Source organism: Enterococcus sp. LJL90 (assembly GCF_056924355.1).
This window is the reverse complement of record NZ_JBXPBQ010000001.1, coordinates 788,459-807,323: the sequence shown is the minus strand read 5'-3', so window position 1 is coordinate 807,323 and position 18,865 is coordinate 788,459. Positions and strand designations below refer to the sequence as shown.

15 protein-coding genes are annotated in these 18,865 nt (G+C 41.0%); 2 read left to right on the top strand and 13 right to left on the bottom strand.

What is annotated here, in order from left to right:
- Nucleotides 1–34 precede the first annotated feature (34 nt).
- The 4 genes from tuf to rpsL all read right to left on the bottom strand — a co-directional run bounded on the left by tuf (nucleotide 35) and on the right by rpsL (nucleotide 4,454).
- Nucleotides 35–1,222, bottom strand: coding sequence for an elongation factor Tu (gene tuf, locus AC1Z3S_RS03585; RefSeq protein WP_265455940.1), 1,188 nt, complete (start codon nucleotides 1,220–1,222; stop codon nucleotides 35–37).
- Nucleotides 1,223–1,355: 133 nt separating this feature from the next.
- A complete protein-coding gene (gene fusA / locus AC1Z3S_RS03580; protein ID WP_265455941.1) occupies nucleotides 1,356–3,440 on the bottom strand; it encodes an elongation factor G in 2,085 nt (694 codons plus the stop codon).
- A 63-nt stretch (nucleotides 3,441–3,503) separates the two neighbouring features.
- Nucleotides 3,504–3,974: a 30S ribosomal protein S7 gene (gene rpsG / locus AC1Z3S_RS03575; protein ID WP_265455942.1), complete on the bottom strand. Its 471-nt coding sequence runs from the start codon at nucleotides 3,972–3,974 to the stop codon at nucleotides 3,504–3,506.
- 66 nt (nucleotides 3,975–4,040) lie between these two features.
- Nucleotides 4,041–4,454, bottom strand: a complete 414-nt coding sequence (rpsL, locus tag AC1Z3S_RS03570) for a 30S ribosomal protein S12 (RefSeq protein WP_265455944.1) — start codon at nucleotides 4,452–4,454, stop codon at nucleotides 4,041–4,043.
- A 377-nt stretch (nucleotides 4,455–4,831) separates the two neighbouring features.
- On the opposite strand from rpsL, the gene rpiA reads away from it, so the two are divergent.
- Nucleotides 4,832–5,506, top strand: coding sequence for a ribose-5-phosphate isomerase RpiA (rpiA, locus tag AC1Z3S_RS03565; RefSeq protein ID WP_461739214.1), 675 nt, complete (start codon nucleotides 4,832–4,834; stop codon nucleotides 5,504–5,506).
- A 118-nt stretch (nucleotides 5,507–5,624) separates the two neighbouring features.
- Nucleotides 5,625–6,311 carry a 2,3-diphosphoglycerate-dependent phosphoglycerate mutase gene (gene gpmA / locus AC1Z3S_RS03560; RefSeq protein ID WP_461735334.1) on the top strand — a complete coding sequence of 229 codons (687 nt, stop codon included), beginning with the start codon at nucleotides 5,625–5,627 and terminating at the stop codon, nucleotides 6,309–6,311.
- A gap of 247 nt (nucleotides 6,312–6,558) precedes the next feature.
- Here gpmA and lepB read toward each other — a convergent pair whose 3' ends face one another.
- The 9 genes from lepB to AC1Z3S_RS03515 form a co-directional block, all read right to left on the bottom strand.
- Complete coding sequence (lepB, locus tag AC1Z3S_RS03555) at nucleotides 6,559–7,065, bottom strand: signal peptidase I (RefSeq protein WP_461739213.1); 507 nt, start codon at nucleotides 7,063–7,065, stop codon at nucleotides 6,559–6,561.
- Nucleotides 7,066–7,715: 650 nt separating this feature from the next.
- Nucleotides 7,716–8,843 carry a WxLIP family cell surface protein gene (locus tag AC1Z3S_RS03550; protein WP_461739212.1) on the bottom strand — a complete coding sequence of 376 codons (1,128 nt, stop codon included), beginning with the start codon at nucleotides 8,841–8,843 and terminating at the stop codon, nucleotides 7,716–7,718.
- An 80-nt stretch (nucleotides 8,844–8,923) separates the two neighbouring features.
- Entirely contained in the window at nucleotides 8,924–9,610 is a 687-nt protein-coding gene (locus tag AC1Z3S_RS03545) for a hypothetical protein (protein ID WP_461739211.1), read from the bottom strand.
- Between the two features lie 23 nt (nucleotides 9,611–9,633).
- Nucleotides 9,634–10,728, bottom strand: coding sequence for a WxLIP family cell surface protein (locus AC1Z3S_RS03540; protein WP_461739210.1), 1,095 nt, complete (start codon nucleotides 10,726–10,728; stop codon nucleotides 9,634–9,636).
- A 173-nt stretch (nucleotides 10,729–10,901) separates the two neighbouring features.
- Nucleotides 10,902–11,720 carry a WxL domain-containing protein gene (locus tag AC1Z3S_RS03535; RefSeq protein ID WP_461739209.1) on the bottom strand — a complete coding sequence of 273 codons (819 nt, stop codon included), beginning with the start codon at nucleotides 11,718–11,720 and terminating at the stop codon, nucleotides 10,902–10,904.
- Between the two features lie 71 nt (nucleotides 11,721–11,791).
- Complete coding sequence (locus tag AC1Z3S_RS03530; protein ID WP_461739208.1) at nucleotides 11,792–12,607, bottom strand: WxL domain-containing protein; 816 nt, start codon at nucleotides 12,605–12,607, stop codon at nucleotides 11,792–11,794.
- Entirely contained in the window at nucleotides 12,604–12,921 is a 318-nt protein-coding gene (locus tag AC1Z3S_RS03525; RefSeq protein WP_461739207.1) for an EF2685/EF0750 family sortase-dependent surface protein, read from the bottom strand. The genes AC1Z3S_RS03530 and AC1Z3S_RS03525 overlap by 4 nt, the downstream gene beginning before the upstream one ends.
- A gap of 14 nt (nucleotides 12,922–12,935) precedes the next feature.
- Nucleotides 12,936–17,669, bottom strand: coding sequence for a pectate lyase-like adhesive domain-containing protein (locus tag AC1Z3S_RS03520; RefSeq protein WP_461739422.1), 4,734 nt, complete (start codon nucleotides 17,667–17,669; stop codon nucleotides 12,936–12,938).
- Between the two features lie 272 nt (nucleotides 17,670–17,941).
- Nucleotides 17,942–18,667 (bottom strand): winged helix-turn-helix domain-containing protein, encoded by a 726-nt coding sequence (locus AC1Z3S_RS03515; protein WP_461739206.1) that lies wholly within the window; start codon nucleotides 18,665–18,667, stop codon nucleotides 17,942–17,944.
- Nucleotides 18,668–18,865: the final 198 nt, after the last annotated feature.

Sequence of the window (18,865 nt, the reverse complement as noted above, 5' to 3'; positions counted from 1 at the left end):
ACAATGTTGCTTTAAAGGTTCAACTTAAAATGAATTAAGCTTTGATTGTAGTTACAACGCCTGAACCAACAGTCCGTCCGCCTTCACGAATAGAGAAACGAGTTCCGTCTTCGATAGCGATTGGGTGGATTAATTCAACTTCCATAGTTACGTTATCACCAGGCATTACCATTTCAGTACCTTCTGGCAATTCAACTACACCAGTTACGTCAGTTGTACGGAAGTAGAACTGAGGACGGTAGTTAGTGAAGAATGGAGTGTGACGTCCGCCTTCTTCTTTTGATAAAACGTAAACTTCAGCAGAGAATTTTGTATGAGGTGTGATTGTACCAGATTTAGCTAATACTTGACCACGTTGGATGTCTTCACGAGCAACCCCACGTAATAATGCACCAATGTTGTCGCCAGCTTCAGCGTAATCCAACAATTTACGGAACATTTCAACACCTGTTACAGTAGTTTTAGCTGTTTCTTCAGCAATACCAACGATTTCAACTTCGTCACCAACGCGAACTTGTCCACGTTCAACACGACCAGTTGCAACAGTTCCACGACCAGTGATTGAGAATACATCTTCGACTGGCATCATGAAAGGTTTGTCAGTATCACGAACTGGAGTTGGGATGTATTCGTCAACTGCAGCCATTAATTCTAAGATTTTTTCTTCGTAAGAAGCGTCGCCTTCTAAAGCTTTCAAAGCAGAACCAGCAACAACTGGAGTGTCATCGCCTGGGAAGTCGTATTCAGACAATAAGTCACGAACTTCCATTTCAACTAATTCTAATAACTCTTCGTCATCAACCATATCAACTTTGTTTAAGAAAACAACGATGTAAGGTACACCAACGTTACGAGATAACAAGATGTGTTCACGAGTTTGAGGCATAGGACCATCAGCAGCAGATACTACTAAGATCGCGCCGTCCATTTGTGCAGCACCAGTAATCATGTTTTTAACGTAGTCCGCGTGTCCTGGGCAGTCAACGTGAGCATAGTGACGTGCGTCAGTTTCGTATTCAACGTGAGCAGTTGAGATAGTGATTCCGCGTTCGCGTTCTTCAGGAGCGCCATCGATTTGATCGTAAGCCATCGCTTCTGCTCCGCCTTTTTTAGCTAAAACAGTTGTGATTGCTGCTGTAAGAGTTGTTTTACCATGGTCAACGTGTCCGATAGTACCAATGTTAACGTGTGGTTTAGAACGGTCGAATTTTTCTTTTGCCATTTTAATTTGTTCCCCCTAGGTTTTTAAGTTAATATTTTTTGATAGGTAGAACCGTCCTGGCAAGGACAGCTCTCCCTCTATCGCAATTTTAGAATGATTGTCAAAATGTGACAACCAAGCTTAAAAGCTGGTATTACTCAGATTTGCCGCCGTTTTTCTTGATGATTTCTTCTTGAACAGACTTAGGCACATCTTCGTAATGGTCAAAGGTCATTGTAAATGTACCACGACCTTGAGTTGCTGAACGTAAAGTAGTTGCATAACCAAACATTTCAGCCAATGGAACCATCGCACGAACTACTTGAGAGTTTCCGCGAGCTTCCATACCTTCAACACGACCACGACGAGCAGTTACGTGACCCATAATATCACCTAAGTAATCTTCTGGGATAACAACTTCAACGCCCATGATTGGTTCAAGGATAACTGGATTAGCTTTCTTAGCAGCCGCACGCAATGCCATTGAAGCGGCAACACGGAAGGCTGTTTCATTTGAATCGACATCGTGGTAAGAACCGTCGTAAAGTTTTGCTTTGATATCAACCATTGGATAACCGGCTAAGACACCGTTCTCCATAGAATCCTTCAAACCAGCTTCAACGGCTGGGATGTATTCACGAGGAACCACACCACCGACGATAGCATTTTCAAATTCAAAGCCAGCGCCTTCTTCATTCGGAGTAAATTCAATCCATACGTGACCGTATTGACCTTTACCACCAGATTGGCGAACGAATTTACCTTCCGCTTGAGTAGAAGCACGAAATGTTTCACGATAAGATACTTGAGGAGCACCTACGTTAGCTTCCACCTTGAACTCGCGACGCATACGGTCAACGATGATGTCCAAGTGAAGTTCGCCCATACCAGCGATAATTGTTTCGCCAGTTTCCGGATTAGTTTCAGCCCGGAAGGTCGGATCTTCTTCAGAAAGTTTTTGTAGCGCTGTACCCATTTTATCTTGGTCAGCTTTTGATTTAGGTTCAATCGCAACTTGGATAACGGGTTCAGGGAATTCCATTGATTCAAGAATAACTAAATTCTTTTCATCAGATAAAGTATCCCCAGTTGTTGTATCCTTCAAACCAACTGCCGCAGCGATATCTCCAGCGTACACTTCAGAGATTTCAGAACGAGAGTTTGCGTGCATTTGTAGGATCCGTCCAACACGTTCACGTTTACCTTTTGTTGCGTTTTGGATGTATGATCCTGATTGTAAGACACCAGAATACACACGGAAGAAAGTTAAACGACCTACGAATGGGTCAGTCATAACTTTAAAGGCTAAAGCAGAGAAAGGAGCGCTGTCGTCAGCTGGACGTTCAACTTCTTCATCTGTCTTAGGATCGATACCTTTGATTGCTTCGATATCTAATGGCGAAGGTAAGTAATCTAACACAGCATCCAATAATAATTGAACCCCTTTGTTCTTGAAGGCAGAACCACAAAGGACTGGGTAAAATTCAACGTTAACGGTTGCTTTACGGATACCTTCTTTTAGTTCAGCTTCAGTGATTTCTTCGCCTTCTAAATATTTCATGGTTAAATCTTCGTCTGTTTCAGCAACAGCTTCGATTAACTTTTCACGCCATTCAGTTGCTAATTCTAAGTAATCAGCAGGAATGTCGGTTTCTTCAATTTCAGTACCCAAGTCGTTGACGTACATTTCAGCTTTCATTTTGACTAAGTCAATAATTCCAGTGAAATCATCTTCAGCGCCGATTGGGATTTGAATTGGATGAGCATTTGCTTGTAAACGATCGTGTAAAGTTGTTACAGAGTATAAGAAATCTGCCCCAATTTTATCCATTTTGTTTGCAAATACAATCCGGGGAACACCATAAGTAGTCGCTTGACGCCAAACAGTTTCGGTTTGTGGTTCAACCCCAGACTGAGCATCAAGAACTGTTACAGCACCATCAAGAACCCGCAATGAACGTTCTACTTCAACTGTGAAGTCCACGTGTCCAGGAGTGTCAATGATGTTGATACGATGACCTTTCCATTGTGCAGTCGTCGCAGCTGATGTGATAGTGATACCACGTTCTTGTTCTTGTTCCATCCAGTCCATTTGAGAAGCTCCTTCATGAGTTTCACCAATTTTATGGATTTTACCAGTATAGTACAAGATCCGTTCAGTCGCAGTTGTTTTACCGGCGTCAATATGGGCCATGATACCGATGTTACGAGTGTTTTCTAACGAAAATTCTCTGGCCATTCTACTTTTTTCTCCTCTCTGTATATCGAGTGTATAGATAAGATTTTCTTGAAAAAGAAAATCTTACCAACGATAATGTGCAAATGCACGGTTGGCATCAGCCATTTTATGTGTGTCTTCACGTTTCTTAACTGAAGCACCAGTGTTGTTAGCGGCATCCATGATTTCTTTAGCTAAACGTTCTTCCATAGTGTGTTCACCACGAAGACGCGCATAGTTAACAATCCAACGAAGACCTAAAGTTGTACGACGTTCTGGACGTACTTCAACTGGGACTTGGTAGTTTGAACCCCCAACACGACGTGCTTTAACTTCTAGCACGGGCATAACATTTTTCATAGCTTGTTCAAAGACTTCTAATGGATCATTACCAGTAGATTCTTTGATGTTGTTAAAAGCGTTATAAATGATATTAGCAGCTGTTCCGCGTTTTCCGTCAACCATTACACGGTTGATTAAGCGAGTTACTAATTTTGAGTTATACATTGGATCTGGTAAAACATCACGTTTTGCAACAGGACCTTTACGAGGCATCCGTAACTCCTCCTTCCGAAATAATCTCTTCTATTATAATATTGTTAGTTTCACTAATAATTGAAATTAAGCTTTAGGTCGTTTAGTACCATATTTAGAACGACTTTGTTTCCGATCGTTAACACCGGCAGTATCCAAAGCGCCACGAACGATATGGTAACGTACCCCTGGTAAATCTTTAACCCGTCCACCACGCATCAAGACAACACTATGTTCTTGAAGATTGTGGCCGATACCTGGGATATAAGCAGTAACTTCGATTAAGTTAGACAAACGAACACGAGCATATTTACGTAAAGCTGAGTTCGGTTTTTTAGGTGTCATAGTTCCCACACGAGTTGCTACCCCACGTTTTTGAGGTGAATTGATATCTGTTTGGACCTTCTTAAAACTGTTATATCCTTTGTTCAAAGCTGGTGAATTAGATTTTTTCACCTTTGACTTACGAGGTTTACGTACTAATTGATTAATTGTAGGCATTCCTTGTTTTCCTCCTTCCTCGATTCGCTCACTAGACCCACACATCCAGGTGGTTCTTTTATGGCGATAAAAAATAATGCATTCTCTGCATTCTTCATCAAGCGTGTACTTTAACACAGTCAGCACGTCTCAATAGAGAGACCTGTAAACAAAGCACCTTTGATAGAATATCATGGTTTTTTTATGCTGTCAACGACTCTTTAAGATTTTTTGCGATTCCTCAGAAACTTTTTATTCTTATAGGACTTATTTCCCTCAGCTACCCTTTTTTTCCACGGAAAAATATGGAGAATATCTACTTTTGATACTGTTTTTTCATCTGGAAAACGCTACAATAGACTGGAGTCTTATATAAATTATTTGAAGGGTGTGCACAGATGAATTTAAAAGAGATGGTAGGCATTGAAGCCGCTAAGTATGTAACTGATGGCATGATTGTTGGTTTGGGAACCGGCTCGACAGCCTATTATATGGTAGAAGAAATTGGTCGGCGAATGAAGGAAGAAGGCTTGAAGATTACTGGAGTGACTACTTCTAAAGCCACTGAAAAACAGGCGTTAGGCTTGGGAATCCCTTTGAAAAGCATTGATGAAGTAACCCATGTTGATTTAACAATCGACGGCGCTGATGAAGTGGATCCCGATTTTTCCGGCATTAAAGGCGGAGGCGCCGCTCTCTTGTTTGAAAAAGTCGTTGCAACCTATTCCCGGCAAAATATTTGGATTGTCGATGAATCCAAAATGGTGGCAAAATTAGGGAAATTCCCTTTACCTGTTGAAGTTGTGCCTTATGGTCATCAGCAGCTTGTTACTTTATTTGACCAAAAGGGCTATGAACCAAAGTTACGCAAAAATGATGCTGGTCAAGTCCTAGTCACTGATGGCGGCCATTACATCATCGATTTGCATTTGCAGCAAATTAATGACGTCCCTGCCCTCGCTCAGGAATTAGACACAACAGTGGGAGTCATCGAACATGGTCTTTTCATTGGTTTAACCGGCAAAGTCATCGTTGGTTATCCAGAAGGTCCCAAAACTCTCGAAAAAAGATAGTTAAAAATTTCTCAAAGTCGTGATTTTGCCGATTTTTCAATGGTAAAATCAGCAAAAGTTTTGTACAATAGATAAGGAATTGAAATTTTCAGAAAAAATTTTAAAGGAGATTTATCACATGCCAAAATTAGTTTTTTCTCGTCATGGTCTTAGCGAATGGAATGCTTTGAATCAATTTACCGGTTGGGTTGACGTTGACCTAGCTCCAGAAGGTGTTGAAGAAGCCAAAGAAGGCGGCCGTAAAATTAAAGAAGCCGGCATCGAATTCGACGTAGCCTACACTTCAGTTTTAACGCGTGCCATCAAAACTTGTAACTACATCTTAGAATATTCTGACCAACTTTGGGTGCCAACTGTTAAATCTTGGCGCTTAAACGAACGCCACTATGGAAAATTACAAGGCTTAAACAAAAAAGAAACTGCTGAAAAATACGGTGACGAACAAGTTCACATCTGGCGTCGTTCTTATGACACTTTACCTCCACTTTTAGAAGCAACTGATGAAGGCTCTGCTGCTAAAGATCGCCGCTACTCCATGTTAGACCCTCGCGACGTTCCTGGAGGCGAAAACTTAAAAGTTACTCTAGAACGTGCGTTACCTTTCTGGCAAGATCAAATTGCCCCAGCTTTATTAGACAATAAAACTGTCTTAGTAGCAGCTCACGGTAATTCTTTACGTGCTTTAGCTAAACATATCGAAGGCATCTCTGATGATGATATCATGGACCTTGAAATCCCAACAGGCCAACCATTAGTTTATGAATTAAACGATGATTTAACTGTTGCGAAGAAATACTATTTGTAAGATTAATATGAAATAAAAAAGTTCGCCGGAGAAGGGATTCTTCGGCGAATTTTTTAGTTCTTAAGTGTTTGAGAGTGCTGTATTACCTAAACTCTCAAATGGCACCATCATTTGAAGCACATGAATCAAGTCTTTTTAGAGTATTCATAATACAGAGAAAAGCTAGCCTCTAAAACTAATCAACAATTTTCAACAGAGAAAAATTGCCACTCTCATAATAAAATCTTCCTTTAATTTAGCTGTAAAATCAAAAGAACCTTACGCCTGTAAAAGGCAGAATCCTCATTGAGACCACGCCGACCAGCTGCTCTTTGGTAATCAAACCGTAGCTGCGACTATCTGCCGCATAAGGACGGTTGTCCCCAAGCACGAGATAGCAATCCTCCGGAATAGTGGGCAGCTTAATTAAAGTCTGTAAAGTAAAATCCTGCGTATATTGGCTGCCATTTTTTTGGGTTTCATTAATCTCATCAATAATGAAGGGCTCATTTTTTAATTCGCCGTTGATACGTAATTCATCATCTTGATAAGTCACAGTGTCTCCAGGTTTGCCAATAACTCTGCGAATTTGCAAGCTATTGCCCTGCTGAAAGGCCACCAGGTCCATCGTGTTGATTTCTTTGGTTCGGCGAATAATCACTGTATCACCATTGTGCAAAGTGGGCATCATACCATACCCCTTCATGCTGCCAATAGTAAGTAAAAAAGAACCAATAAGAAAAAAAATCAGAGCTGTTCCTATAAAAACTAACACAAAATCACGAATTAAGGTTGTTGAGTTCTTTCTCTGTTTTTGCCTTGTGCTATTCTTTCTTTTTTTTCCAAGCTTTTGTGAAGTAGAAGTAGTTATTTTAGGCCGTTTCTTTTTTGGATTTTTTTTTCTAGGATACTTCTGATTTAGATTTGTTTTATTAGACGACTTTTTTTTAGGGAGCTTTTTATCTGTCGTTTTTTCAGCGTTTTTTTGTCTGTCCGCTCTTGATTTTTTTTCTTAGGCCTTAAAGGATCATTTAGTTCTTCAGTGGAGATATGTTGGTTCCCACGTTTCTTTTCTTTTGGAAATTTATTCTTTTGCCTATTCACGCTTGATTGACTCGTGCACTTTTTTCTTTTAGAAGTAATCTGCTTAACTGCATTTTTAGCAGTAGCGTTGGAGATTTTCTTTCTTTTTTTAGCAGTTTTCGGAGGCTTCGTTTTCTTCTTTGAAGCGACCGGCTGTTGCTCGATTTTAGCAGCAGTTTTACTCTTTTTTGGGCTTTGAACTAAGGGCTCTTTCTTACCTCGTCTCATCTATTTTGCCTCCCCTCTTCTGCCAAATAATTCCGCAATATTTTTATTACGGTAACTGTTCAAAAACAGCCTACAAAAATAGTAGTCCACAACAATCGTCATAAATAGAAAAATTCAATGAGAGTTTCGTTTTTTCCTTCTATTTTTGTTTTTCTGTGCAGCTGTTTTTCTCAAATATCTAACAAAGAAAAATACACCAACCACAATCAACACAAAACCCAGTAACAGTCCGACTATCACCTGCCAATTTTGTTCATTGCCATCAAGTAGACCAACTGTTCGTTCGTTGTATTGATTGGCATCCCCGTCTGTAATAGCGAAGGACTCCTGCCATTCCCAGCTTAATTCACCGGCTGTAATTTGAATATTGGCAACATACTCACCGGCTTGCATCGTTCCTTCTTCAATCGGTACAGGAAATTCGATTAAGGAATTAGGAGCCATCCGCATTTGCGTTTTCTTGGTTTCATAAAGCACAGCTTGACTGTCAGCAGCCGCAATTTGAACTGCCACCGTCATGTCATTAACAAAGGTTGCGGCTACATTAGAAAAATTAATAAAGACAACATTTTGACCGCTGCTTTGTCCGCCATAGGCTTGATTAAACTGCAGGTCCGGTGGGATTACTTCAGTGTTTTGCTGTAAAACAATCGGAATTAAGTAGGCATATTGATTGAATATTTGTGAAGTCGCTTGGCTATCGGTCGTTTCATCAGCGACTTGATTTTGCCGCATCAATTGTAAGCCCCCTACAATGACACCCGTCAATTTTTCTGGCACCATCTGAATTTCAAGTTCCAAAGTTTTTGTCTCTCCTGCCGCAAGAGTTAGGTTGTTAGGTCCGCTGACCAGCTCTTCAAAGCTATATTTCAAAGAATCATCCTTCGGAAGATCATTTTTGCTATACTCAATATTGCCGCTGCGATTCGTTTTCGCACCATTTAAAGCAACTGCAATATCAATACTTTCAGCGCCAGGATTTGTTAAAACAATTGAGACAGTCTGTTTTTCCTCAGGCGTTAAAACTAGATCATAATAACCGAGCGTTTGATCCGTTTGATTTTCAGGGTAGACCATCGTAAAGGTGAAGCCCATCGCATTGGCTATATCTTGCGAGGCCGCTGCTGAATTCTCGGTATTGGTAGCCAAAGCCTTGATGGGAACAAAACCAATCCATAAAAACAAACTGCAGCACAGGCTGATAAGCAGTTTTTGAAAAATTTTATGCCGAAAACAATTCATGTTCTCCTCCTTAGAAAATTTCCTTTAAGAAAAAACAGCAAAACAGCTCAAGTGAGTTGTCTGCTGTTCGTTATCTTGCATTACTGGCTTTGTTGGGCAGTAATCTCTTGGTCTAACATATCCTGATCGACCTCATAATAGCTGAAGGCAGCCTCCTCTAAACTGGCAATACGTTCCAAACTGCTAGTGTAGGTTGCGGCTAAATCCGGATTGCCATAGAATTCGCTGACCTGCCGACTGGCATTAATACCCAGTTCACCAATTGCAGCATAATAGCGATTCAAGACACTCTGCCCCTCAACAGTATTTAAGCTGCTGGCATTTTTGCTGCCATAACTGGCTAAACTAGTTGCCAAATACTGCAAATTGCGGGTCACTGCATCTTCCTCCCCTTCACCGTTTGCCGCTTCTGTCAGCTGCGTTTCAAAGGTGTGCACCAAAAAATAAGACTGAACCACCGCCTCGGCATCGTCTGAGGAAAGATTTGTGGACTGATAGTACATGCCATACGCTGTTCCACCGCCGAAAATAAAGGTGATAACTAGAAAAATTATCAAAGACCGCAAAGCCCTATTTTTTTGACGAAGATAACGCTGGCGCATTTTTTCCCAACGGCGGCGACGCTTTTTACTTTTAGGCGGTCGTTTGCTGAGCTTTGATACTTTTTTTTGACGACTAATTGTTAAATAAAGAAAAATTAGAGTAAAAATGCAGGCAATAATCGCTACTGCGATGCCAATAATAATCAGCCATTCTAAAATTGTCATGTCTATCCCCTAACTCTTCTGTGTCATTTTCTACGTGGTTGGCCCTTTTTGATAACTTTCCTTTTACTGGCTTTTTTATTTTTTCTGATTTGGTGAATCACTAATACTGCCAATAAAATGACAGCTAGCACCCCGCCGACAATTGCTGCCACTATACGCCAGTCCAAGCCACGATCTTGGGACAGTCCCACATCTAATGCATTAAAACGATCTGCTTCATCCTCGGTGATTTCAAAATCCTCGGTCCATTCCCATGACAAATCACCAGCGTAGGCTTTAACATGAGCCGTATACATGCCGGCAACCATCCGTTCCCCATTCATGCTGATTGGAAAAGCAATTGAACTGTTTGGCGCCATCCGCATTGCTGTTTTGCGGGATTCCCACAGGATTGTTTCGCTGCCCTGTTCACTAATTTGAGCGTCAATTGTTAAATTATTCGTATAAGTTGCAATCACATTCGACAGGCTGACAAAAATCGTATTGCGGAAATTTTGCTGTTCCGCGTAGGCCCGATTAAATTGCAAATCCGGCTGTAATTCTGTCGCGTTTTCTCGTAATAAGACGGATATCGAATAGGAGTAGCGATTATTCACAACCCCACCACTACCTGAACTAGCTGTTGCTTCAGAGGTGCTCGGCGTTAAAGTCACACCCCCCGCAATAACACCGTCGTAAGCGACTTCCGGCATCTGCAAAGCTAAATCTAGTGAGACCGTAGAATTTCCTGGTATCTCCAATGTTTCCGGCCCAGTAATTAATTTGACAAAATCATATTGCAAAGACAGATCGTTTTCAATGTTGGTTGTGCCATATTGAATATTACCTTGACTACTAGTTTTGGCACCATTATAAGCTAAATCCACCGTCACGCTTTCACTGGAACCATTGGTCACCTGAATTGAAATTGTCTGCTGCTGATTAGGCGTCATCATCAAATCAAAATAACTTAGGCGCGTATCCGTTTGATTATCAGGATAGACTGGTTCAATGCCCAAGCTCGGTCCATTTACTTCACTTTCAGAGGCCACAGTAGCCAGCGGTAGAGAAAAGACTACCGTCAAGAATCCCAAAATACTGAAAAGAATCAGTCCTAATATGCGTTGTTTATTTTTCATTTTTCGTCCTCGAGTATCTGTAAAATTATTAAAAAGCCAATTGCTTTATGTACAAATTTGAAAAGACAAACCTGAAACAATTTCTCTTAAAAATTGTTTCAGGTCAGCTGAGATTTTTTAAGCTTTATAAAAAGCTACGTAATCGTTAAACAAAGCTTTTATCTTCAAATAGATTAAGCGTTGTAGCCTAATGTCCAAGTGATTTCAGCAGTATAAGTGTCTTCTACTAAACCAGCACCAGTTGGAACATATAGGCTAACGGAGTTGCCAGAGGTATCAGCAGAGCCATTAGTAGAGCCCCATGCCAATGTCCAAGAACCACGACCTGTCAAATCACCAGTCGTTGCTTCTTCTGCTACAACGATTGGTGTGGCAGTGCCTTGTGCGTCATAACTTAAGTTAAATGTTGCTGCTGAAACATTCGGTGCAGGCGTTGCCGCATTGTTATCCAAAGTTCCAACGATTGGATTTGTATAACGAATTTCTGCTGCTGACATCACTTTAGAGTTTGTTGTAGATGAAGAAGTAAATGGACTAGTCATCTGAGCGCTAATTGTGTAGCCGGCATTCCCTGATGCCCGGATATCACTCCAAGTAATGAAGTTACCCCGGGTTACTGGAGTCCCAGCGTCTGTGTTGTCTTCACGATTCATCAAAGTTCCTGTAAAAGCAGGCGCATTAACAGATTGTGCTTTATTGCCAGTGTTGATTTCAGGGAAACGTAGTTGAGTAGCCCCAACCATCCCGATTGTTTGATCGGTCGCTACTGTTGATAACACTAACTCTGTTGCATCAGGAAAGATTGCATTTGCTGGTACTTCTGGATCGGGAATGGCATCCGTAGTAGGATCGATTGTTCCTTGTTTAACATCAACCGTTCCTTCTGATGTTACATCATGTGTTTGCGCTGTTGCCCCTGTTGCCAATGGTGCTACTGTCATTGCCCCAATTGCTGCTATTAAAGCAGCTGCACTTAACCGTTTAAATTTCATTTTTTGTTCCTCCTATTTTATGGTTTTTTATTTACAAATGGAGAGTTTCTCCAGTTTGTCTAAAGTTAGTTTTATTCAGTCGGTCCTGCAATTAAACTCCAAGTCAAGGTGGTTTTGTAATTGACTGGATAAATCTTCGTACCTGAGGGAATAAATAGTTTGATTGCTGAATTGCTATAAGTCTGTTTGTTGTAGGTGTCATCCATAACTGCAGTTCCATCTGCATCTGTTAAAGCTGTCAACGTATTAGTTTGACCGCTTGTATTTTCAGCTGATGCCCCAAAAGCAATGGTATAAACCCCTTCACCTTGGGTAGTGCTGGCAGTTGCAACAGTATAGCCCACATTAAATTCAGAAATTTTAATCGTGTCTCGCGTCACCCCTGGTAGTCCTTTTCCGTCAGCACTGTTTGCCCAGCCGTTATCAAAAGAAAGATAAGCTCCGGCTAATTCCTGCTCTGAAAGAGTTTGAATGACTCGATTATTGAACTGACTATCTTGGGCCACCTGCAGCTCCCAACCTGAACTGTCTTTTCGCTGATCGGTCACCTGCACATAATAACCACGGGGTCCAGTCTCACTATGAAATAGTTGCGCCAGTGAATGAAATTCCTTATCCCCATCTGTCAACTCTACAAGCCCGAAATTAAGACTTGAAACAAAATCAAATCTTAGCGGACCTTTAGTAGATGGGCCTTCTCCGGGGTCAACATTTACTCCGGGATTTTCGGGATCAACCGGAATCGTTACCCCAGTATCCAAAACATCAACAGTGCCGTTTCCAGATAAATTACTTTCAGAAGCTGCCCTCACTGGCTGTCCTGTATAAAACAGAGCTAGCAATGAAAGGCTACCAAGTAAAACAGTAATAAAACGTTTGAATTTCATCGCTGCTCCTCCCTTCCTTTTTTTCTGCGATAGAAAAGGAAAAGCAAGAGTAAAATTAAAACACCGGCACCAGCGATACCATAATTTCTGATGACTTCACCAGTCTGGGGAAGCTTACCTCCTGTTGAAGGTAGCGACCCAGTTGTTGAACTGCTAGAGCTTGTCGAAGGTGTTGTCGACTCTTCATAAAACGTAATGCCACCTTCAACAGTCACTTGTCCAGCTCCGGTGGCAGCTTGATTTTCGCTAGCAGCTCCGAACGCTCCCCAGAAAACCACCATCAGGCTTAGGAGAACTAATACTTTATTTTTCATACGCCCCCGCCCTTCTATGGTGTGCCTGTTGTAATCGTCCAAGTGATAACCCCCCTGTAACTACCAAGTTTAGAGCCATCACTACCTGCCTGCATATAAACCGGATCAGCCATCAGTTTCAAACCAGGTGCTGTTTGTGGAGTAGTTCCTGATGTACGCCAGCCATCTGAAAGATTCAGCGTTCCACCGCTGCTGTTACTGGTAATAATTTGAGCTCCCGTATCAGTATCTAAAGTATGCTCAGTGCCATCAGTATTCCGATAAATTAAAGCCCGTTTCATTACCGCATTCGTCACATCGTTGGTTAAATCCGTAGTAACTTCTGCCGAAAGACTCCAACCAGCCGTCTTATTTGCCCGGGTATCCGTGACAATTAAATCATTGCCGGAAATCACCGGTGTATCGAGCCGCTGTGGTTGCGCATTGAAAGCCAAATCACCAAAGGCAAAGGAAGTCGGTACCGATTTAATAATTAGTTGACCCTGAGCCGTATAGGTAATCTCTTGATCCACATCTCCAATATAAAAATTTCCCTCATCCGTTCCGTTTGGCAGTGTCACTGAGGCATAGCCTGCCGCAAGTAACGCAGCTTTTTGCGCCCGAACTTTAGCAAACGTATCCGAAGTCAAATCAAGATAATCGCCAACAAAAATATCTGTGACAATATCGCTTGTCGGATCTTTACTGGCCGTCAAGGTGTAATTATCTAACACTTGACCTGATTCGTCGGCGAATAAAATGGTGAGTGTGGAATTCATATTGATGATATAAACCGTCGTCACATCGCTTACTCCAGTCAACCCAGTTGCAGCTTTAGGCATAATCGTCACAGGGTATGGCGTGTTCATCGCTAAATTCCCACGATCTGTCAAATTACCTAAATCCGTCACATCAAAATCTGTGTAGTCTGTCCATGTTTCCTTGACACCATCAGAAATTTTATATGCCTCTAGTGTGACATTTTGTAAAATATAATCTGCTAAAGCAGCATCATCCAAGCCCCGAACTGTAGAATATTCTATATTCAAAGGAGAACTAACCGTTATGCCTGCTGATTCTGGATAGACCACCAAAATAGCCGCAATCGTTCCTTCGTTTAGTGCGTTATCATAAACATAGATTGGAACTTCAATTCCAGAATCATCGGTACCAGCCTGCAAAGCATTCTCTGCCGAAGGTCGGTCTGCATAATCATAAGTAAAAGTTTGCGGCAAAGGATTCGTATCTGTAATCGAAGTGGTATCCACAAAATCACTAGCGTCTGGTAAAATCTCTCCAACATAGCTGTAATAGGTTAGCCCTGTACCTTGTGGGGCCGTCTTATCCAATACATCCTTTTCGACTTCTTCTGACTTAAGATTATAAAAGCCATACACATGAATTTTATTTTCTGCAGTGAAGGTCTCACTAATTCCTAAATCTTCCAAGTCAATTGTCCAATTACCATCAGAATCTGCCGGAACTTGATACGTATAATTCGCACGAGTTTCTGGATCCATATTGGTATCTTGGACTGGTGTTAAAACATTATTGGCTTGGTCTACTGTTTTAGCAGAATTTGTACCATTTAACGCTTCCTCCCAGACCCGCAGATAAGTTCCCGGCCTTGCGTATCCGCTAATCGTATGAGAATCCGTTTGCGCTGGATTATCATTTGGCGAATTGTGGATAGCAACTTCCGGATTAGGAATCTGTGTAAACAGAATCCTTTGCTGTCCTCTTGTCGAAAAATTATTATAAAAATTTTGCAAAGTGGTCGTGTACATCGAGTTTGCCGATGTAATACTTGAGGTATAGCTGCTAAAACGAATATTCATGTTTGACATCGGCTCATATTGGTAAGTAGAGCCACCGTCAATATCACCATCAGCACCAATATTTCTGTTACCTAATGTCCATTGATAGACATTTTGGACAGAAACATTCAACGTTCCAGAATAATAAATCAAGCCATTATTTGTGGCTGTTGCAGAACTCAGGGTGCTAGTTCGCTGTAAATTCACCCTTTTAGCATCAGAAAACTGGAAGGTTGACCCACCACCAAAGCGTATCAGATACTGACTGATTGAAGTACTATCACTCTGAACATCCAAACTACCATTCTTTCCAATAACAAACCTAACACTGCCAGATGAATAAATCATATTAGTGGAAGAAGAAGCCATGCCTGTTCCAAAAATATTTAGTGAACCATTCACATTAATGGACCCACTGCTATTCATATAAATTGGATTACTAGTATTATCATTTCCACTATTGGTGCTGCCAGTTCGATATAAGTTCATCGTTGCCCCCTCAGCAATATCAATTGATGCTGAGGCAGCATTCATGCTGAGAATGCCATTTTGAGATGAGGTATTAGTTGTCGTCAAATTAACAACTGAACCAGTTCCAATTCTAACGCTTCCCCCTCTAAGACTAAAAACTGCACCATAACCATCACCAGAAGTATCACTACCTTCACGAGTCGCATTCAGTGTGACATTTTCACCGATGGTTAGTCCGCTTCCGCCTTCATAAAGATCAAGGGCAGGTCCTCCTAAAGAAGTTAAGGTTACATTGGCATTATCTTCGATGGTTGTAGTCCAAACACCTAAAGTTTGATTTCTAATATCGTTGGAACGCCACCAAGATGAGTCGTAGCCAGAAACAGTCCCATCTGTCCTCAAAGGAGTTCCTTCGCTATCGACTGCTTGATAATACTGGCGCTGCTGCAAATCAACTTCACCAGCAAGATAGAGCACTGATGATTGGGCTTGTAAAAATTGAGCCCCTCGATCCGAAATATCGACGAATCGTTGCCAGCATTCTTTTTCATAGCTATCACTTAAATCTTGTATCTCAATTGGCCCCCAGTAATTTCCATGGAAGAAATTGATATTTTGTATAGTTTGATACCAGCGCAAGTAATAACTACTGTCGTAATTCCGCAAGCTTTCATCATAGGTACACAGCGTTATCGCTCCAAAATCCATGCTGTAGCGTTTATCACCTTCTTTTTTGCCATCAATGGTGACTGCTCTAGCCGCACCACGAATATTAACGTAAATAAAGACTGCATCCCCAGGTGAATTGGATCGTAAAGTTGGGGTATAAATATCGCGGGCTGCATTACCTTCTGTACTAGCCAGCTGATAATTAATGGAGGAAGTTCCCGCTGGGAAAACAATATCGGTTGTTAGTTGAATCTTCGTCACACTTCGATTCGCATAGGCAATCAAAAATTCTCCCATATTCTTTACATATTTTGTATGGGTATAATCAGAACCATTTAAATCTGTACTGCTAGTTGAAATACCATAATAGAGCCGAGCTCGGCTCAATCCAGTACTAGTTAAGCCATTCGTTCCAGCAGTATATCTTAAGACTGGATAATAAAATGGCGCATAAGGATTGGTGGATTCAACGTGAATGTTTTGCAATTTAATATTCCAATAACCATTTGTTGATCCCGTTGCATCTGAAGCATCTAAAAATCCAATAGCAATATTGCCAAAATTAAACGTATTGCCTAGTCCTTCAATCACTAAATTGCGGGAAGAATCTTGTTGGACGTAAAAGTACTCATAGACTGTTGGATCATAGCCTCGTAAATTTGAAGGAATAGTATCGCTAGAACCTACTCCGGCTGCCTGATTACTGAAGACACCTGAGACATTCGTGGTGTTCTCAGCGGCAAGATTATTCGCCAAAGAAATCTGGGTAATACTGCGATTGCCTAACGCTGTGACAAATTCATCCCAATTAGTGACAATCGCTGTTGAAGCGGATACAGCATTGACTGTTACATTTAAGTCAGCAGACTGCTGGTCATTTATCGCATCAATTACCGACAGAGCGAAAGTACCAGCCGCTGTAGCCATTAAATTTAGTCCCAAGACTACTTCACCACTAGTCGTAGGTGTCACTGTAATACTTAATTGATTTGCTATTGAATCATAGGTGTACGCTACCGAAGTAATATTAGTCCGACTCACACTGCTTTGAAAATTTTCGTTAAAAGTCAACCCCGATGGTAGTTTAATTTCCCAAGTAAAGGTTTCAGTCAATCCCCTAAGATCATTAATCTGTAGATTAAAGAGATTATAAGCGGTCAACTCATTTGCATCACTCCGTGTTACTATTAATTGCTCATCAACTGCTAAAGGCTTAACTCCCGCTTTGCCCTCCTCCGCTTCACCCACAACCACTGCTAATTTTTCTGAATCCGTCAGCATAATGTTTTTATCGGCGACGCTTAATTCGTATTCACCGGCAGTTTCAGCGGTCAAACTTAGAGCCAGCTTGGTTATCGAAGCGTTGACTGTGATATCCAAAATGCGGGTCTCTTGGTCAAAATGAAAGACCGGTGTAATACCTGAAGCAGTGGCGGCTGTCAGCGTAGCTTTTTCAGCCGTTTCATCAAAGGTAATCCCCTCTGGCAAAGTCATGCGCCATTGCCGACTAACTGAGGCTGAATTCGCTGCATTTTCAGCATCTGTAATATCGCCTGATTTGTTGACAAAGGGTACTTCTGTATTTTCAGTTGTTGCGATGTCGCTTTCATCGCGACTATCGGAAATCGTTACGACGAACTCATCTCCAGCCTTTAACTGCGTTAAGGCTTCCTCTGTAGATAAGCTCAACTCCTTTGGTGCCGCAAAAATTTCCATTGCTCCGGAAGAAAGCTGAACAATAGTTACCGCAATCAACGAAAATACCGCAATAAAATTGATTAAGAGTAACCAATGTTTTTTTCTATTTTTCATTTCATTCACTCTTCCCTCCTATCTTTTTTTGTTTCCGTGAAAGCATCACACTCCCCAAGAAATTAGCAGCCCACTAGATAGAATTGCAGCTGCTTAGTAACCAACAACGCCCCCTTTCCGCTTAACATGTAAATTATCCCTATCACCAATAGAGAAATTTTATTTTTAAACATGACCTGCATGTCTAAAAGCAGATTGAATAAATGTCATTTAAATAAAATAAACAGCCTAGTTATGACTGACGCCACAATATAGTTTCTTGTCCTTTTCCCTTAAATGGATTTCATGGCGGCATAATTGGAAATGCTCTTGCAAAATTGATCTTTAAAGGCATATCCCTTATTCCAATGGGTTTCAATTAGGCTCTCATTTAGGCCCAGTTTATGCATTTTCTTTTTCAAGCGGCCGACAATTTGCGATAATTGGGTCAAAGAAGAATTAGATACCCCTTGCGTCCACAGTAATTTGCTTAGTTCGATTCTGGTAACAAACCCCCCATTGTGTTCATATAAAATATCAAAAAGTTCCCGCTCTTTTTTTGACATCGCTGAAATCAAAGCTGTCACTGAATGGATTGAAATCTCTTCTTGGGGCTCTTCGCTCCGTTGTGGATAAACGGTTGCAAAAATTTTAATTGCTTTCGTGTCCGCTAAGGCCTCCCGTAATTCATTTAAACTCATTTGTGAATTAAGAAATTTTACCGCCCCATGGTCAGTGGGCCCTTCGATAGTCTCATCAGCAATCTGCTGCTCGTCGATTCGATAAAAACTCAAGCGATCAGAAGCTGCAAATTCAAGAACGCTAGCTACCTCCTCATTGGAAATACTTTCACTGAAAATGACTGTCTTAAAAAAATCAAAAACAGATGCTTCTTGTTTTAAAAGAAAACTTTCTAATAGCTGATTTGAACAAAAGACTTCGTAGCCAAGTTGCTGAATTTTATTTTGCCAAGCAATGTCGATAAAAATATTTTTGGTTAGTAAAAGAATTTGTTTCATTGGAATCCCTCCGTAATGTAACTTACTGTGAAGATTTATAATCAATTTTCAAAATTAAAAAGTCTAGATACTTTTTATTCAAAAACCTGCGAAAAACCTTTATAAATCAAGCCTTTTCTTCTTATAACTATGTATTATAGGAAGTATTGGTCATACCAACTAAAACAAGAACTTCAAAGAAAGCAAAGACGGCTGAAA

What these genes read in the sequence shown, in the direction of transcription:
- tuf (WP_265455940.1), bottom strand. Translation starts at nt 1,222, where the DNA reads ATGGCAAAAGAAAAATTCGACCGTTCTAAACCACACGTTAACATTGGT.
- fusA (WP_265455941.1), bottom strand. Translation starts at nt 3,440, where the DNA reads ATGGCCAGAGAATTTTCGTTAGAAAACACTCGTAACATCGGTATCATG.
- rpsG (WP_265455942.1), bottom strand. Translation starts at nt 3,974, where the DNA reads ATGCCTCGTAAAGGTCCTGTTGCAAAACGTGATGTTTTACCAGATCCA.
- rpsL (WP_265455944.1), bottom strand. Translation starts at nt 4,454, where the DNA reads ATGCCTACAATTAATCAATTAGTACGTAAACCTCGTAAGTCAAAGGTG.
- rpiA (WP_461739214.1), top strand. Translation starts at nt 4,832, where the DNA reads ATGAATTTAAAAGAGATGGTAGGCATTGAAGCCGCTAAGTATGTAACT.
- gpmA (WP_461735334.1), top strand. Translation starts at nt 5,625, where the DNA reads ATGCCAAAATTAGTTTTTTCTCGTCATGGTCTTAGCGAATGGAATGCT.
- AC1Z3S_RS03550 (WP_461739212.1), bottom strand. Translation starts at nt 8,843, where the DNA reads ATGAATTGTTTTCGGCATAAAATTTTTCAAAAACTGCTTATCAGCCTG.
- AC1Z3S_RS03545 (WP_461739211.1), bottom strand. Translation starts at nt 9,610, where the DNA reads ATGACAATTTTAGAATGGCTGATTATTATTGGCATCGCAGTAGCGATT.
- AC1Z3S_RS03540 (WP_461739210.1), bottom strand. Translation starts at nt 10,728, where the DNA reads ATGAAAAATAAACAACGCATATTAGGACTGATTCTTTTCAGTATTTTG.
- AC1Z3S_RS03535 (WP_461739209.1), bottom strand. Translation starts at nt 11,720, where the DNA reads ATGAAATTTAAACGGTTAAGTGCAGCTGCTTTAATAGCAGCAATTGGG.
- AC1Z3S_RS03530 (WP_461739208.1), bottom strand. Translation starts at nt 12,607, where the DNA reads ATGAAATTCAAACGTTTTATTACTGTTTTACTTGGTAGCCTTTCATTG.
- AC1Z3S_RS03525 (WP_461739207.1), bottom strand. Translation starts at nt 12,921, where the DNA reads ATGAAAAATAAAGTATTAGTTCTCCTAAGCCTGATGGTGGTTTTCTGG.
- AC1Z3S_RS03520 (WP_461739422.1), bottom strand. Translation starts at nt 17,669, where the DNA reads ATGAAAAATAGAAAAAAACATTGGTTACTCTTAATCAATTTTATTGCG.
- AC1Z3S_RS03515 (WP_461739206.1), bottom strand. Translation starts at nt 18,667, where the DNA reads ATGAAACAAATTCTTTTACTAACCAAAAATATTTTTATCGACATTGCT.